15 protein-coding genes are annotated in these 17,046 nt (G+C 62.0%); 14 read left to right on the forward strand and 1 reads right to left on the reverse strand.

Annotation, left to right across the window (positions count from 1 at the left end; genetic code table 11):
- The first annotated feature begins 290 nt into the window (after nt 1-290).
- Nucleotides 291-1,205, forward strand: coding sequence for an MBL fold metallo-hydrolase (locus ATN00_RS05175; protein WP_062062921.1), 915 nt, complete (start codon nt 291-293; stop codon nt 1,203-1,205).
- Nucleotides 1,206-1,371: 166 nt separating this feature from the next.
- On the opposite strand, the gene ATN00_RS05180 is transcribed toward ATN00_RS05175, so the two are convergent.
- Nucleotides 1,372-2,298, reverse strand: a complete 927-nt coding sequence (locus ATN00_RS05180; protein ID WP_231746385.1) for a LysR family transcriptional regulator — start codon at nt 2,296-2,298, stop codon at nt 1,372-1,374.
- 62 nt (nt 2,299-2,360) lie between these two features.
- On the opposite strand from ATN00_RS05180, the gene ATN00_RS05185 reads away from it, so the two are divergent.
- The 13 genes from ATN00_RS05185 to ATN00_RS05245 all read left to right on the forward strand — a co-directional run bounded on the left by ATN00_RS05185 (nt 2,361) and on the right by ATN00_RS05245 (nt 17,017).
- A complete protein-coding gene (locus ATN00_RS05185; protein ID WP_062062927.1) occupies nt 2,361-3,110 on the forward strand; it encodes an SDR family NAD(P)-dependent oxidoreductase in 750 nt (249 codons plus the stop codon).
- A 31-nt stretch (nt 3,111-3,141) separates the two neighbouring features.
- A complete protein-coding gene (locus tag ATN00_RS05190; RefSeq protein ID WP_062062929.1) occupies nt 3,142-3,567 on the forward strand; it encodes a hypothetical protein in 426 nt (141 codons plus the stop codon).
- 118 nt (nt 3,568-3,685) lie between these two features.
- The gene (locus ATN00_RS05195) at nt 3,686-4,228 is read left to right on the forward strand and encodes an RrF2 family transcriptional regulator (protein ID WP_062062932.1); all 543 of its coding nucleotides are present in this window, start codon (nt 3,686-3,688) and stop codon (nt 4,226-4,228) included.
- On the forward strand, nt 4,225-4,875 hold the full coding sequence (locus ATN00_RS05200) for a response regulator transcription factor (RefSeq protein ID WP_062062935.1): 651 nt from the start codon (nt 4,225-4,227) through the stop codon (nt 4,873-4,875). The genes ATN00_RS05195 and ATN00_RS05200 overlap by 4 nt, the downstream gene beginning before the upstream one ends.
- Before the next feature lie 85 nt (nt 4,876-4,960).
- Nucleotides 4,961-5,347 carry a response regulator transcription factor gene (locus ATN00_RS05205; protein ID WP_231746386.1) on the forward strand — a complete coding sequence of 129 codons (387 nt, stop codon included), beginning with the start codon at nt 4,961-4,963 and terminating at the stop codon, nt 5,345-5,347.
- A complete protein-coding gene (locus ATN00_RS05210; RefSeq protein ID WP_082635099.1) occupies nt 5,344-7,431 on the forward strand; it encodes an ATP-binding protein in 2,088 nt (695 codons plus the stop codon). The genes ATN00_RS05205 and ATN00_RS05210 overlap by 4 nt, the downstream gene beginning before the upstream one ends.
- A 284-nt stretch (nt 7,432-7,715) precedes the next feature.
- Nucleotides 7,716-8,774, forward strand: a complete 1,059-nt coding sequence (locus tag ATN00_RS05215) for an HlyD family secretion protein (RefSeq protein WP_231746387.1) — start codon at nt 7,716-7,718, stop codon at nt 8,772-8,774.
- Complete coding sequence (locus ATN00_RS05220) at nt 8,771-10,357, forward strand: DHA2 family efflux MFS transporter permease subunit (protein ID WP_062062941.1); 1,587 nt, start codon at nt 8,771-8,773, stop codon at nt 10,355-10,357. The genes ATN00_RS05215 and ATN00_RS05220 overlap by 4 nt, the downstream gene beginning before the upstream one ends.
- On the forward strand, nt 10,354-11,790 hold the full coding sequence (locus ATN00_RS05225) for an efflux transporter outer membrane subunit (RefSeq protein WP_062062945.1): 1,437 nt from the start codon (nt 10,354-10,356) through the stop codon (nt 11,788-11,790). The genes ATN00_RS05220 and ATN00_RS05225 overlap by 4 nt, the downstream gene beginning before the upstream one ends.
- Before the next feature lie 34 nt (nt 11,791-11,824).
- Nucleotides 11,825-12,124 carry a hypothetical protein gene (locus tag ATN00_RS05230; protein ID WP_156415222.1) on the forward strand — a complete coding sequence of 100 codons (300 nt, stop codon included), beginning with the start codon at nt 11,825-11,827 and terminating at the stop codon, nt 12,122-12,124.
- A gap of 50 nt (nt 12,125-12,174) precedes the next feature.
- Nucleotides 12,175-14,448, forward strand: a complete 2,274-nt coding sequence (locus ATN00_RS05235) for a PAS domain-containing sensor histidine kinase (protein ID WP_231746455.1) — start codon at nt 12,175-12,177, stop codon at nt 14,446-14,448.
- A 506-nt stretch (nt 14,449-14,954) separates the two neighbouring features.
- Nucleotides 14,955-15,785 carry an alpha/beta fold hydrolase gene (locus ATN00_RS05240; RefSeq protein ID WP_062068424.1) on the forward strand — a complete coding sequence of 277 codons (831 nt, stop codon included), beginning with the start codon at nt 14,955-14,957 and terminating at the stop codon, nt 15,783-15,785.
- 83 nt (nt 15,786-15,868) lie between these two features.
- Entirely contained in the window at nt 15,869-17,017 is a 1,149-nt protein-coding gene (locus ATN00_RS05245; protein WP_082635294.1) for an alpha/beta fold hydrolase, read from the forward strand.
- Nucleotides 17,018-17,046 lie beyond the last annotated feature (29 nt).

Raw genomic sequence — 17,046 nt, forward strand, 5'->3', positions numbered from 1 at the left:
GCGAACTGTGGCTATTTCCTCATCGGCCAAATCCCTGGGGCGAGCCTTTGCGCGACCCTCGAAATCCGGCCATCGCTCGCTCCGGCCCACATCTGAACCCACCACCAGAACGCAAGCGGGAGAGAGCAACTTCAAACCCCATATTCCGACCAGGCCCTCATGAACGCCCGCGTCTACGCGCCTATACGATCGTATGTCTCGGACAATGCTTCCACCCAATCGTCCCTTCGAATGCCGTTCCGTAGCCTGACTGTCGCCGTGGCATTGCGGCATCTCGAAAGGAACGAAGCATGAAACTCGAAACCATTGCCAAACCCGGCCGGACCGACGCCGACGACCTTGTCCCTTCGCGATACGCGCTCAGCGTTGGCGGTTTGGATGTTCTCATCGTCAGCGACGGTGTGCTGCCGCTGCCGACTGAAACCATGTCGACCAACGTGACGCCCGATGCGCGCGCGGCATGGTTCAATGACATGTTCCTGGGTCCCGATATGTTCGACTGGGCCCTGAACGTTCTCGTCGTGCGCAGTGGCGAGCAGGTCATCCTGGTGGATGCGGGCCTCGGCGGGCAATTCCCTGGCTTTCCTCGCGCTGGCCAGTTTCCCAAGCGCCTCGAAGCTGCTGGCATTCCACTGGAAGCGGTTACGGACGTCGTCATCACCCACATGCACATGGATCATGTCGGCGGGCTGCTGGTTGATGAGGTTCGCAGCAGGCTGCGGCCCGATGTCCGGATCCATGTGACCTCGACGGAAGTCGAATTCTGGAAGGATCCCGATTTCTCGCTGACTTCGATGCCGTCGCCCGTGCCGGACGTGCTCCGTTCGACCGCTGCCGAATTCGTCCAAGCCTATGGCGACAAAATCAGCACGTTCGAGAACGAGCTTGAGGTGGCGCCAGGGGTTACGGCGAAGCTGACCGGCGGACATACTCCGGGCCACTGCGTGGTTAGGGTTGAATCCAACGGCGAGCGCCTGACGTTCGCGGGTGATGCCCTGTTCCCCGTGGGATTCGACCATCCGGACTGGCATAACGGTTTCGAGCATGACCCCGAAGAGGCTGTGCGCGTTCGGGTCGACCTCCTTCGTGAGGCCGCGCAGAGCGGTGAACTGCTGGTGGCGACACACCTTGCCTTCCCGTCTCTCGGACGGGTGGCGCTCGACGGCGATGCCTTTCGTTGGGTGGCGTCGATCTGGGATTATTGATCGCCGGGCAGCTCAACCAGGTCGGGGCGCGCATTCATCTGTCGGGAGCGCGCGCCCCCACCACCTGAAGCTGACGGAAGCAGCGACGAACTGACCCAACAGCATGCTGGAGTGCATGCCGGGCGCCTCACTGCGCGAGCATTCGGATCAGAAACTCGCGTTCCTCTCAAATCGAGTGCGGCGCCAGCACTTCGGCCAGATAGTCGGTGAACAACTGCACGCGCAACGGAGCCAGGCGCCCGAATGCGTGCAGTGCCTGCACCGGGATCGACGCGAGAGGGTCGTGCGGTAGCAGTTCAACGAGGTGTCCGGCGGCGAGATCGTCTGCCACCGCGAGCCGAAGCAACTGCGCGATACCGATCCCGGCACGCGCAGCGGTGCGCATCACCAGTCCAGAGTCGGTGTCGAGCGCCCCATCGATTGCGAGTTCGAAGCCATCGGCGAAGCGGATCGGATACGCGCGCGAGCCAAGGCGATAGCGAACATGGGACGCCTGCAGGAGATCATCGCGTGTTGAAGGATAACCGGTACGATCGAGCCAATCGGGTGCCGCGACGAGGACGAGGGGTAAAGTCGCGATGCGCCGAACCATCCAGTCGACCGCTTCCACCGCACCCACGCGCAGTGCGGCGTCGAATCCTTCGCGAACGAGATCGACATGACGGTCGGTGATGCTGATCTCGAGCTTGATGTCGGGGTGACGTCGGACGAAGCCGCCGGTCAGGTGCTCGACGAGCGTAGGACCAAGAACGCCGGGCAGGCTGACCCGCAGCAATCCACCGGCCCGCTCGGCGCTGCTCAGGACGTCGCCGGCCTCGTCAAGGGAGCGCAGCAGGGGCGCCACGCGCTCATAATAGGCAGTTCCGTCGACCGTCAGTGCGAGCGAACGTGTCGAGCGCAGGAAGAGCTTGACGCCCAGACGCTGTTCAAGCCGCTCCACGCTCTTGGAGACGGCGGATGGTGTCGTGCCGGCAAGCCTCGCAGCCGCGCTGAACGAACCTGCCTCTGCGGCCCGGACAAAGGCGTGCAATCCGCTGATCGGTTCGAGTCCTGCACCCATTCGATAGTTTTTATCAAAAATCCTTTGCTTCAAGCCACTCTAATATTCCGTTCTGGAAAAACGAAATACCCCGCTGACTTCACCGGAGGTAAAATATGACAAATCTGAACGGAAAGGTTGCCGTAATCACGGGTGGCAACAGTGGCATCGGGTTCGCGAGTGCGAGGCTCTTTGCAGAGCAAGGCGCCCATGTGGTGATTACCGGGCGACGCCAGCAAGCCCTTGACGACGCGGTGCGCGCCATCGGCCCATCCGCGATCGCCATCCGGGGTGACGTCGCCGATCCCGATCACCATCGCAAGGTCGCGGACTTCGTTCGCAATCGCTTCGCCGGTGCCGACATTTATATGGCGAACGCCGGCGTCAACACGATCACGGCGTCGCCTGCGGTATCCCCCGCCGAATATGATGCCCAGTTCGGGGTCAATACGCGCGGCACTTTCTTCGGCGTTCAAGCGGTCGCCCCCGAACTGCGCGACGGAGGCTCGATCATTCTCCTGGGGTCGCTCGCGAGCGACAAGGTGCTTGAAGGCCATGCGGTCTATGCGGGAACCAAGGCGGCGATCGGTGCCTTCGCGCGCAGTTGGGCACTCGAATTCAAGGACCGCGGCATCCGCGTCAACATTCTGAGCCCTGGACCGACGGAAACGGAAATCCTCGCAAAGCTTGGCGTCCCCGCTGGGGAACGCGAGACTTTCACAACGATGATGGCGGGCGCGATCCCGCTCGGCCGGCTTGGCCGGCCCGAAGAACTGGCGCGTGCCGCGCTGTTCCTCGCCTCGGACGCCAGCAGCTTCGTCACCGGCATCAATCTTCGCGTCGATGGCGGCATGGCGCTGCTTTGACCCTGCTTATCCACCTGGAAAGGAAATCATAATGACCAAACCCGAAATCGATCCCGCGATCCACGACCTGATCCGCAACGTCGTGCACGTCGGCAGCGCCTATGACATCGAGGGCATGGAGACGCTCTATACGCCGGATCAGATTTTTCTGGTGCTTGGAAGCGACGGCGGGGTGACGCGGATCCGTCGCGACGATTCCATTGCCGAGTTCCGTTCTCGCCGGGACGCGGGTGAGGCACCGCTTTCGACCGAGCATCGCGTCCTCCATGTCGAACAGCAGGGTGATCATGCTACCGCGATCCTCTATCGTCGCATGAGTCCCGATGCTCCTCCGGCAATGTACGAACTTCGTTTGCGCCGGGATTTCGGCACCTGGATGGTGGCGGGGGAAACGGTAACGCCCTGGCCCGGTGGGATTGATGGGAACTTCCTTCCACCGCGGCGGAAGGTGGCCTGAGGTTCATTCGATGGCCGCATTTTCGGACAGGCTCATGGAAGAGAAGCGTCGGCCGGCACTGGCGAGACAAGGGAGGAATTCCTTGCCTCGCCAAACGCAGATAAATATAGTCTCTGTTATGGCGCACCTTACCGTAAGCGTGGAGTATGGGCTGCATTGCCTGCTGGGACTGCTCGATGCCGGCGAGCAGCCGCGCAGTGCGCGTGACCTCGCCGCGTTTCAGGGCGTTTCGCCCTCCTTCGTCGCAAAGATCTTTCCCAAGCTCGAAAAGGCGGGGATCGTCGAGGCGGCCGAAGGCGTGCGTGGCGGCTACCGACTCGCGCGCGCGCCGGAGACGATTTCCGTGCTCGAACTGGTTGACGCTATCGAGGGGCGAAAGCCGCTGTTCGAGTGCCAGGAAATCCGCAGTCGCTGTGCCCTGTTCGACCAAGAAGCGCCCATCTGGGCAACACGCGGCGTCTGTTCGATACACGCGGTCATGCTCAAGGCCGAGAATGCAATGCGCGAGGCTCTCGCGAGTGAGAGTCTTGCCGATATTGCCGGGCGGATTGAACGAAAGGCGCCACCCACGTTCGGCATGGACACCAGGTCATGGTTCGACCGGCGGATCGTTCAGCGGCGATCGGGAAGTCTGGCGCGAGCGAAGGACAGGACGACATGATCAGTACTATAGCTGAAGATGAGCTACCGCTCGTCTTCATCGTCGACGATGACGAAGAGGTTCGCACGGCTATCCGTGAGTTGATGCTCTCAGTCGGCATCGAGGCCTTGTGCTGTGCCTCCACGCGCGACCTGATGGATTCTCCGCTTCTCGAGCGGCCGGGATGTATTGTCCTTGACGTCCGCATGCCGGGAGCAAGCGGTCTCGACCTCCAGCAACATTTTGCCTCAGCGGGTATCGTCAAGCCGATCATATTCCTGACCGGCCATGGCGATATTCCGATGTCGGTCCAGGCGATGAAGGCAGGCGCCGTGGACTTTCTCACCAAGCCGGTCCGCGACCAGACGTTGCTGGATGCCGTGACGGCCGGAATCGAGCGGGACATCGCAGGGCGGGCGAATGCGCGTGCCGTGCAAAGGCATGTCGAGCATTTCGAGACGCTGACACCGCGCGAATGCCAGGTCATGCGCGAAGTCGCCCTGGGGCGGCTGAACAAGCAGATCGCCTTCGATCTCGGTATCACCGAGATCACCGTGAAACTGCATCGCAGCAATGTGATGCGCAAGATGCAAGCCGCTTCGGTCGGCGAGCTGATACGCGCCTGGGAAAAGCTGCCAACCGATATACGCGAAGCCGCCCCAGCCTAGTCTTTGGTATGGTAACAATGCTTTGCAAGCTGCGCGACATAGATGGCTTCTGCTTCGGAGCCTGCGTTAAAGAGGATGTCGCCCTTTGCCTGAACTGCCGACCGTCGCCATCGTGGACGATGACGAGGCTGTACGTGAAGCTCTTGGAGACCTGCTGATGGTCTCGGGGCTCGCCTGCCACACATTCGCGGGTGCAGCTTCCTTCCTCGCCGCGCGGACCGAGTGCCGTTTTGACTGCCTCGTCACTGATATCCGCATGCCGGGAATGACTGGGATGGAGCTGATCGAGCACCTTCATGAAGAGGGCGCCGATCTACCGATGATCGTTCTCTCATCCGTACTGGACCAGCAGGCTCGCGCCTACGCGCTCTCGCTCGGCGTCAGGGCATGGTTTACCAAACCTGTCTCTGATGACCGGCTATTGGGTGCCATTGCGGCGGCCGTCGACGGTGGCCGAGGCGGCGGGCGATGACCTCCCTGCTTCGTGACCATGATGAAGCAGGCATCGCGGATCTCGCGTGGGAAAGCATCATCATTCTCGATGAGTCCAGCAGGGTGCGCGACTGGAACCCCGCCGCGGAACACATCTTTGGCTGGCCCGCACTTGCCGTTCGAGGGACACAGGTCCAGGATTTGTCTCCATCGCCTGCCGACGAAAAGCGCGCCTGGGCACATCTTCTGCAGGAAGGATTCTGGCGCGGCCGCATCAGCCGATATACGCGCGATGGCGGGATCGTCTTTGCCGACGTGCGGCGCCACCTACGATATGATGACGTGGGCATGCACCGCGACGTCATCGAATTCGCGCGTCCGGCACGGGATGCCGGAGAGCCGCAATATGAAGAAGAATTTGTTCTCGACCGCATGACGGCCGCGAGTTGGGAGATTGACGTCTCGCCCGCCTCGCGGATCATCGAGCGGATTGCCGCGCGGACCGGTTCTGTTCCCGAGGAGGAATTGCAGGATCTTTACGGCCGTCTTGTCGAGCTGGCGCGGATTGTCGAGGTCAACGAGCGTACCGCGCGCCTGGTGGGCGGCAACCGTGGTCCCGATCTGATGGTTGGGCAATCCGTGGCGGCATTTTGGCCGGTGGGAAGCCGCAGCATACTAGCCGAGCTCATCCTCGAGGTCTTGCGTGATCGGGGCGGAAAGGCCTGCCGCCGCCAACTCGCGTCAGACGGAATATTGCGTGATCCCCTCGTCACGGTCTGGCGAGCGGGTGGCACGCATCGCGAACGCCTGTTCATAGCGGTGAACGGCACAGTCGATGATGATCGCTCCTATCTGTTCCTGCGGGCAAGTGAAGCCCGCTATCGCAAGCTTATCGATTATATGCCGGTTGCCCTCTGGCAGGTCGACGCCAGTCACATGGGTAAGATCTATGCACGATTGAGAGCAGATGGCGTCATCGATTTCGAGCGATACCTGGAAGAGCATCCCGAACTGGTCGAGCTTGCGGCGGACACGGTCAATGTCACCGACGTCAATCGCCGAGCGATCGAGTTGGTCGGCGGCGCGGGGGTGCAAGACCTGATCCGGCCCGTCGGATACCTGTTCGCCGCAGATCCTGCTGCGTTGCGGCGCGTGATGATCGGTCGATTCACCGGGCGGAAGAACTACAGCGAACTCATGAAGCTTCGGACTCTCGACAATCGGGCGCTCGACGTGCGCTTTTCCGTTACCTATCCTGAACCACGCCTTGAGCTCGACGCCACCATCTTCAGCTTGGAGGATGTGACGGATCAATTGCGAATGGAAACACAGTTGCGCCAACTTCAGGCAGATTTCAGCCACGCCGCGCGCGTGTCGATGCTCGGCGAACTCGCCAGCTCAATTGCCCATGAGGTTAACCAACCGCTCGCGGCCATCGTCACGAACGCCGAGACGAGCCTGCGTTGGCTGGGGCGTGACAAGCCGGATATCGAAAAGGTCGGGCAACTCACGGCCAGGATTGCTGCAAGCGCACGGCGTGCGGATGAGATCGTGCAACGCGTGCGCGGTATGGCCGTCAAGCAGACGCCTACTCCGGTCGAACTCGCATTCAACGAGATCGTCCAGGAAAGCCTGCTCTTTGTCCGTCACGAGATCGAAACACGCTCAGTCCGTGTGACGAGTGCCTACGCTCGTGGATTGCCTTCGGTGATTGGTGATCGAATACAGCTCCAGCAGGTGATCGTGAATATGCTCATCAACGCGATACAGGCCGTTGAGGGATGCGATGAAACCCTGCGGGAGATCGCCATTTCTACCGGGACCGACAAAAAGGGTGATCTTCTTTTCACGCTGCGTGATCGTGGGCCGGGCATAGCCCTCGATCATATCGAACGCATATTCGACGGCTTTTTCACGACAAAGACCCATGGCATGGGTATCGGCCTGGCCATCTGCCAATCGATTGTCGCCGCCCATGGCGGAGAGTTGTCGGCATCGAACCGTCCCGAAGGCGGCGCGGAATTTCGCCTCATTCTACCTCGAGCCGGACGTTTCACCGCGGGGGCCCAAATTGCGACGAGCCTGGCCCGTGCATTTGCCGATGACATATCGAATATAAGCTGACCTAAAAGCCGGGCAGAGGTTGCGCGTGCGCCGTGCGTGCTGATCGTAAGAGAACCGGGGTCCAGGTCTTTGCGGCTGGATTGGATCCATCAAGCCGGGCGTACTTCCCTTGCGGCTGAAGCGCATCGCTGCGCCCCTATCCTGATCGCGATTTGCGAGTCTGCTCACCCTTGGTCGAGGGTGAACCAAACGAAAGTCTGGGAAGGAAGATGCTTTGACTCAATAGTCGCTGGCGAGACCTCCCGGCATGAATCTGCTCTCACCCGATAGATAGAGGCAGGACAGTGAGCACCGAGGCGGCATCGACCAGATCAGGCTTTGATCGGCGCAAGGCGGCCGGTGCCCTGCTCGTGCTCGCGGCAGTCCTGATCTTCACAGGCTGGTGGGCATGGGCTGGTGCGGATGCGGCGGCGTCGACCGACAATGCCTACGTACGCGGCGATATCACGTCTCTTGCGCCGAGAGTTGCTGGTTATGTCACTGCCGTTGCTGTCGCTGATAACCAGGCTGTGAAGGCGGGAGACCTCCTCTTTCGCATCGATGATCGCGACTATCGCGCCAAGCTCGCGCAGGCTGAAGCGAATGTCGAGGCGGCGCGGGCGCGTCTGGCTAACGTGGTTGAGGAAACGGGGCTCCAGCATGCACTGATCCGCCAGGCCGAAGCCCAGCGACGATCGGCTCTTTCCGATCTTGCGCTCGCAAGGAAGGCGCGCGCGAGGCGCAGCGGCCTTGTTGAAGGCGGTGCGGTCAGCCAGACGCAGTTCGACGAAGCAGACGCGGGGCAAAGTCGGGCTGAGGCGGGAGCCGCTGCGTCGCGGGCGAACACCGATGCGCAACGCCAGAAACTCGGCGTGCTCGGCGCCCAGGGAGACATCGCCGCCGCAGCACTCGCGCAAGCCGAAGCTCTTCGTGACCTCGCCCGGATCGATCTGGAGAGTACCGAAGTGCGCGCGCCGGTCGACGGGGTGATTGGCAACCGGCAGGTCCGTGTCGGGCGGCTTGTCGCACCTGGAACGCCGCTTCTCGACATTGTACCGGTCGCATCAGTCTATGTAATTGCCAATTTCAAGGAAACACAGCTTAAGGATATCCGCCGGGGCCAGCGAGCGCTGATATGGATTGACGGCTATTCGGACGAGGCGATCGAAGGGGTCGTCGACAGCTTCGCTCCAGGCAGCGGCGCCGCCTTCAGCCTGATACCATCCGACAATGCGACCGGAAATTTCGTCCGTGTCGTCCAGCGTGTCGCGGTCAAGATTCGCCTCGTCCGGAACCCCTTTCCCGGGCGGCTCGTGCCAGGTCTCTCTGCGCGTGTTGAAATCCGGCGCGGGGGCACGTCATGATTGCCGCCACCAGTGCACCCGCGCGCGAATCCACAGGCGGGGGCTGGCTTGTCGCCGGCATCGTTATCGCGAGCCTGACGGAAGCGATCACTGGTACAATGCTCGCAATCGGACGCAACGACATCATGGGCGACATCCATTCAACCCCGGATGAATTTGCCTGGCTGGACGTCTGTTACACCGCCATGAAGCTGACGGGTTTTGCTGCCGCACCGTGGCTTCTCACGCGTATCGAGCCCCGCCGCGCACTACTCGGCGCGACTGCGTCGATGGGAATTGCGGCAATGCTTGCGGCTTTATCCGTACAGCTCGGCGTGCTGGTCGCCTTGCGTCTTGTCCAGGGGCTGGCCGGCGCAATTCTGCTCGTGACCGGGCAAGCCATTCTCTTCTGGCGTTATGAACCGGAACGGCAACCGGCTTTGCAGGCGATTTTCGCGATGGGTGCAGTCGTGGCGCCGGCCACGCTCGCGCCCATGCTCCATGGGTGGCTGATCGATACGCGTGACTGGACATGGATCTTCTTCCTCGTGCTGCCGCTTGCACTCGCCGCGATCGGTCTCATGTTCATGGCTGGGTCCGTTCAATTGCCAGTACTCGATCGACGTGCCCTCGACGGGGTGGGGTTGGCCGCGCTAGCGCTCGCATTCTCCAGCGCAGTGTGGCTGCTTTCGCAAGGGAGCCGCTGGGACTGGCTCGAGGAAGCGCGCGTGGCAAAAGCGCTTGGGCTTGCCGTGATCGCCTTTCTCTTCGTGGTGGATCGCCAGCGTCGGGCACGTGCGCCGCTCCTGGACCTTGCGCTATTTCGCAACGACGATTTCGCCTTTGCATTTGTCGTCAGCTTCGTTGCCGGTGCTGCGCTGTTCGGCAGCGCATTTCTCATCCCGACATTCGCGCTCTCGGTACTTGGGATGACACCGACAGAGGCAGGTGCGCTCCTTCTGCCGAGCGGCCTAGTTTTCGCTGCAACACTCTTTGTCGTGGCGCTTCTAATCCGGTTTCGGCGTGTTCCGCCTGTTGCAACCGTTCCTTTCGGCGTCCTTTCCATGATGATCGCCATGTGGATGCTCTCGGGTTCCACGCTTGAGAGCGGATCGGATGACATGATGGCCGCACTCCTACTACGCGGCTTTGGCCTCGGCTGCCTGTTCCTGTCGATCACGCTGATTGCGTTCAGCCGTCTGGCGCCGTCGCATCTCGCTTTCGGCATCGGCCTCTTCAATATCGGGCGTCAGCTTGGTGGTCTGATCGGGGTCGCTGGGCTCCAGACATTGATTGACCATCAGGCGGTAACGAACCGCACCCTGCTCGGAGCAGCGCTCACGTCGGGGTCGCACACGTTGACCGATCGCATGGGCGAATATTCCATGCTGCTGGCAGGGCGCGGCCTGGACCCGGGATCTGCCGCATCCGCAGCCCGTACCTTGCTTGCGCGTTCCCTCGGCGGACAGGGAACCGTCATTGCCTTCAACACCGCCTTTATTGCTGTAGCGCTGATGTTCGTCGCCGCGGTTCCCATCGTCGTCGCCGTGAAGGTCGTACTTGCGCGGCAGGCGACGCGATCGGCTGCGGGGTCACTGTCATGACGTTCTGTAGACCCATTGGCTGGCGTCTGCTCGCGATTCCAGGGACGCTCGCGCTCGCCGGTTGTACCGTTGGCCCCGACTATAGCCCTCCGCCGATCAAGGTCAGCGAGACCTGGATCGGTTCAGTTGAATCGGGCGCCGTGGATGCAGCCTGGTGGCACGCTTTCAACGATCCAATGCTCAGCGAGCTCGTCGATCGCGCGATTGCAGGAAACAAGGATATCGATGAGGCCGAAGCGCGGCTTCGCGAAGCGCGTGCATTACGCGATGCGGTCCGGGGCCGGACACTACCGCAGGCTGGTGTTACCGCTGTCGCGACGCAGAACCGACTCAGCGAGAATGGACAGCTTCCTGTTGGAAAAGTGCCCGGTCTCGGCCGTGATCTGTCGATCTTCGATGGAGGCTTTGATGCGTCATGGGAAATCGACCTCTGGGGCGGCACGCGGCGCGCCGTAGAGAGCGCGGAGGCACGTGCCCAGGCAGCGGAGGAAGCGAAGCGCGGTGCGGTGATCCAGGTCATCGCCGAAGTGGTGCGGACCTATATTGACCTGCGCGCGGCGCAGGCCTTGGGCGCGAACGCGGCCGCCGCTGCCGCAGCCCAGGCGCAGATCGCGCACCTCGTTGCCGATCGGGTGCATGCGGGCCTTGCCTCACGCGAGGATCTGACCCGTGCCGAAACGCTCGCACACGCCACGGCAGCGAGCATTCCGCATTTCCACGCCGAAGCCGATGCTGCCGCCTTCCGGCTCGCACTGCTCACCGGAGAGCCGCCCGAAATGCACTATGATCGCCTGCGGATGTCGCGTCCGCTGCCGTCAGCCCGCCGGGAGGTACGAGCGGGGCTTCGCTCCGATCTGCTTCGCCGCAGGCCAGACATTCGCCGTGCGGAACGTGAACTCGCCGCCGCGACGGCGGATGTCGGGATTGCCACTGCCGAACTCTTCCCACGATTCTCGCTGCTCGGAGGTGTCGGACTTCAGGCGCGTGAGGCAGGCGATCTTTTCTCGGGCGACAGTCTGCGCTTCCAATTCGGGCCGGCGCTGCACTGGCCGCTTTTCTCCGGCGGCCGCATCCGGGCTCGGATAAGGGCGGCCGATGCGCGCGCCGATGCAGCGCTTGCGCGCTATGATCGCGCAATACTCGCGGCACTTGCGGACAGCGAGGCCGCGATCAATCGCTTTGCAGCCATAGGAGAGGTCCGGATCGAGCGCGATGCGGCCAGCGCATCGGCGGCCGAAGCCACCGGGCTTGCGGAGCGCCGTTACCGGGCCGGTGAAGAGAATCTGACCACACTCCTCCAGGCACGGCTCGCGCAACATGCTGCAGATCGGGCAGGTATCGAAGCGCAGTCGGCCGAGCTGCGCCAACTGGCCGCCTTGTACAAGGCTCTGGGCGGTGGGTGGCAGGCGATGGATATCCCGGCCGATCGCTGACGCCGCGACGCTATACCTTGGCACAGGTGCGATCATGACGACCTCGCCCTATGCTCAGCGACCTGATGCAGAAGGTTCGACGGGGTATTCCGTTTCGCAAGGCGGGCTGGTCATCGCGATTGCTCTCATGGCTATTGACACGATAGCAACGGTGCGTGCGGCGGAAATCGGCCTGCCGGGCGAAGCGCGAATAGTCCCTCAGGGCAAGGACCGCAATGCCGCCCGCCCCGGCGACCCCGAACGCATCAACAAGGCGCCGGTGCCAAATGAGGACATGAAGCGCCTCGTGAGACGGATGCTGTCTGGCCCGTGTCGGGGAGAGGTGCTGCGATGACCAAGGAAACGCCTCGCGATGTTGAGCGAAAGCTGCGTATCCTGGAAACTATGCCGGGCTTTGGATGGTCCGCCAATCCCGCCGGGCAGTTCACATATGTCACGCCCAATACGTTGAGCTTCCTTGGCGTTACCGGCGAGGATCTCAATACGTCCGACGCCGATGACGAATTTGGATGGCGACAGCTCATTCACCCGGACGACTATGAGCGCGTCGCTGCGAGATGGCGACATTGCCTGCGGACCGGCGATCATTATGATACGGAACATCGACTACGGCGTGCGGACGGCAGCTATCGCTGGTTCCGCAATTCGGGCCGGCCATTCCGGGACGATCAGGGGACCATCACCGAATGGTTCGGGACCACGATCGACATCGATGACCAGGTCAGGCTCTGCCATGACATTGCGGAACGTGAAGCCAGAATACGCCGGCTCGTAGACTCCGATATTATCGGCATTGTCATCTGGGATCTGGATGGAACCCTCATCGACGCAAATGACGCGTTCCTCCGTATGGTGCAGTACGATCGGGAGGATGTGAAGGCCGGACTGCGGTGGTTCGATATGACGCCACCCGAATGGCAGGAAGTTCATGGGCGCGAGGAAGCTGAAGAGCTTGCCGCTACGGGAAAGATGGAACCCCGCGAGAAGGCGTTCTTTCGCAAGGATGGTAGCCGTGTGCCGGTGCTGATCGGGGGCGCCTGCTTCGACGGGCAGTCCAGGCAGGGCGTTGCCTACATTCTCGATCTGACCGAACGAAAGCGAGCCGAAGAGGCTTTACATGACCAGAAACGCGAGTTGTCCCAGCTCGTCGATATGATCCCGAGCTATTTGTGGCGGGTCACGCCGGAAGGCGTGCCGGAGTTTTTCAATCGTCGACTGATCGATTTCCTGGGATTGGACGTGGCCGGAGTGAACAAGCCGGACACAAGCCGACTCACAGCCTTCATCGAGGCCGTCATTCATCCGGATGACGCTGCCGGAGTGGCCGGCGCATTTGAACGATCGCTGGCAAGCGGCGATATCCTGTCCATGAAATGGCGGATGCGTCGTGCCGATGGTGTGTATCGCTGGATGGCGGCAAGTGCCGAACCGATGCGCGCTTCCGATGGCACGATTGTGCAATGGTATGTCGCTTCCATAGATATTGAAGGTGAAATGCGCGCCCAGGAGGTCTTGCGCGAAAGGGAGCGCATGCTCCACCAATTGGTCGAAACACTGCCGGCCATGATCGATTGTTCGACCCCGGACGGGGAGCCCATCTATCGCAGTCAGCAGATGAGCGAGTATCTCGGCTATGATTTCGAGCATCTGGACTCGTCGGCGAAGTCCCGCCTGAACGGCACGCTCGAAGCCAGCGTCCATCCCGACGATCTGGCAGGCGTCAAGGCAAATTATGGCCATTCGCTGACGACTGGCGCGCTCTATGCCCGGAGGCACCGCCTGAAACGTTCAAATGGTGAATATCGCTGGGTTGAAACACGTGCCGCGCCCATGCGCGATGCCAGAGGCGCGATCGTACAGTGGAACGTTATCTGCCTCGATATCGACCCTGAAGTCAGGGCCCAGCAGGAATTGCAGCTCGCACAGGAGCGTCTTGCCCGCGCAAGCCAGGCGGCGAGCCTTGCAGAACTCTCGGCCTCGATTGCCCATGAGGTAAACCAGCCCCTAGCGGCAATCGTGGCGAATTCCCATGCCTGCCATCGCTGGCTTTCGGCCCAGCCGGCAAACATCGAACGCGCGAAAATCACCGCCGAGCGTATCATCCGAAACGCCAACGCTGCGGCCGACATCGTCAGCCGCACCCGCGCGCTGTTCAGTCAATCGACGGAGACTCGAACTATCCATTCGCTGGATGGAGTCATTGCCGAGACGCGCGAACTTTTGGCGGACGAAGCAGCGCGACGGCATGTTTGCGTAGAGATCGACATTGCGAACAATATTCCTACTCTCGCCTTCGATCGCGTCCAGATCCAACAGGTTTTGATCAACCTCATGCGTAACGGAATGGAAGCGATGGACGTTATAGCAACACACCGAGTACTTCGGCTGGGCGTGCGTCGCGTTGACGATGTCGTCAAGACGTGGATTAGTGACAGCGGCCCCGGCGTCGAATTGCCCAACAGGATGTTCGAACCATTTTACACGACCAAGCCGCACGGCATGGGAATAGGCCTCGCCATTTGCCGATCCATCGTCGAAGCGCACGGTGGGCGATTGTGGGTCGAAAACAATGAACCGAACGGCGCGACTTTCATCTTTTCGCTGCCGGTCGGGGAAGCCCCGGTAACCCGACAGGCATCAGCCGCGGTGGATAGGTGAAAACGATGAGCGCCCGATCACAGAAGAGGTGGGGTGGACGCAGGCAGGTTGGATTTGCCGCAATCTCGTTCGTCTCCTTGCCGTCGATGCAGGAAGACCTGGCCCGGACGCAGACCTGCGATTTCACTTGGGTGGTAGGGAGAGCAGTCCATTCGAACATGGTCATGCCGGGAAAAGGTGGTGATGACAGATTTCCTGAGCGGACTGCCGGCGCGCCCTGACCTGTTGGCCGGGAAATACCCGCCTTTAGCATAGCGCTGGCGCGCCTCCCGTATGATCGTGAAATCACCGGTTTTCGTTATCTCGACAGGGGCCGCTCCACCGAATTCAAACCGATACGGAGTTGGCGTCGTGCAGAGGAGCGCAAAATGCCGCCACTCAAGGATTTCATGATCGATCGCCGGGACTTCTGCGTCGCCGGCGGCACTGCTGTGTTCGCGGGTCTGACCTGGCCGGTTGCAAGCCTCGGCGCATCTCACCCTGGCGCAAATCAAGGAGTTCATCCGATGAATTTTATTTCCGCAAATGACGGAGCCCAGATCTTCTACAAGGACTGGGGTCCTCGCGACGCGCAACCGCTCGTCTTCCATCATGGCTGGCCGCTCACCGCTGACGAGTGGGATAACCAGCTGCTGTTTTTTCTCTCGCAGGGCTATCGGGTCATTGCCCATGATCGCCGTGGCCACGGTCGCTCGACCCAGACCGACGGCGGCAACGAGATGGATACTTATGCCGCGGACGTTGCCGCACTGATCGTCGCGCTCGATCTCAAGGACGCCGTGCATATCGGCCATTCGACCGGCGGCGGCGAAGCGGCGCATTATGCTGCGCGCGCCACACCCGGTTCGCTCGCAAAGCTCATTCTCGTCGGCGCGGTGCCGCCGGTGATGGTCAGGAAGGAGAGCAATCCGGGCGGTCTACCGATCGAGGTGTTCGACGGATTCCGCAAGGCGCTCGCCGAGGACCGTTCCCAATTCTACCTCGATGTCGCCTCCGGGCCGTTCTACGGCTTCAACCGCGAGGGCGCGAAGATCAGCCAGGGGCTTATCCAGAACTGGTGGCGTCAGGGCATGGTGGGCAGCGCCAAGGCCCATTATGACTGCATCAAGGCGTTTTCGGAGACGGATTTCACCGAAGACCTGAAAGCGATCAAGGTGCCCACGCTCGTCATGCATGGCAAAGACGATCAGGTCGTGCCGTTTGCAGATTCCGCCCCCTTGTCCGTCAAGCTCCTCGCGAACGGTGTGCTCAAGGCCTATGACGGCTATCCACACGGCATGGCGGCAACCCACGCCGACGTGATCAATGCGGATATGCTGGCCTTCATTCGCAGCTGACGTCCGGCGCCGGGACGGACAAGCCCGTTCGTCCCGGCAAGGCGCAACCGCCGCGACAGAAACGGAAGGAGAGCGAGATGGGCATGGCTGGCGATGGTCACCGGCAAGACTCGTGGCGGGACATCTTCCCTTCAACCTCGCCGATCCCGGTGCGTGCGTCCGAACACGGATCTCGGGCGCAGTTGTCGATCGGCCCGGACGGTGCGCGGCTGGAACGGCGCGGCTTCCTCCTGTCTGCGCTCGGCGGGGCGGCCTGTCTCGCAACGTCCGCGGCAACGGCGCGCGCCGAACCGGCGAGCGGGTACATACCGACGCCATCCTCCAGTTTCGGTCTGCTCAAGCGGGTGCGCACGAGCGTGCTCGACATTGCTTATGCCGAAGCAGGGCCAGCGGACGGCCGACCCGTCCTGCTGCTTCATGGCTGGCCCTACGACATTCACAGCTATGCCGACGCCGCGCCGTTGCTTGCAGCTGCGGGCTTCCGGGTGATCATTCCCTATCTGCGCGGTTTCGGCCCGACCCGCTTCCTCTCCGAAGCTTCTCTTCGCAACGGCCAGCAGGCCGCGCTGGCAAGCGATGCGATCGAGCTCATCGAGGCGCTGGGTCTCGAACGTCCCATCGTCGGCGGCTGTGACTGGGGCGCCCGAACGGCGTGCATTCTCGCCGTCCTCTATCCCGCACAGGTCCGCGCGCTCGTCTCGGTGAGCGGCTATCTCATCGGCAGCCAGGCCGCGGGCGCAACACCGCTTGCGCCCGAAGCGGAGCGGAGCTGGTGGTATCAATATTATTTCGCGACGGAGCGCGGGCGCCAGGGATATGCGTTGCACACGCATGATTTCGCGCGGCTGATATGGAAAACCGCCTCTCCCCGCTGGACCTTCGACGAGCCGACGTTCCTGCGCTCGGCCGCCGCGCTCGACAATCCCGATCATGTTTCGATCACGATCCACAATTATCGCTGGCGACTGGGCCTGGCGGAGGGCGAGGCACGCTACGCCGCGATGGAAGAGCGGCTCGCATCCTTTCCTGCCGTGACGATCCCCGCCGTGACGTTGGAGGGGGATGCGAATGGCGCACCCCATCCGCGCGCCAGTGACTATCGGGCGCGCTTCACCCCGGCCTATGAGCACCGGCTTGTTGAAGGCGGCATAGGCCATAACCTCCCGCAGGAAGCGCCGGACGCCTTTGCCCGCGCGATCGTCGACGCCGACCGGATGGCGGGACGATCCTGAGGATGCGCGGGCACGGGGCGACCGGACGG

It is taken from the genome of Sphingobium baderi (genome assembly GCF_001456115.1).
In the GTDB taxonomy this organism is placed as follows: domain Bacteria; phylum Pseudomonadota; class Alphaproteobacteria; order Sphingomonadales; family Sphingomonadaceae; genus Sphingobium; species Sphingobium baderi_A.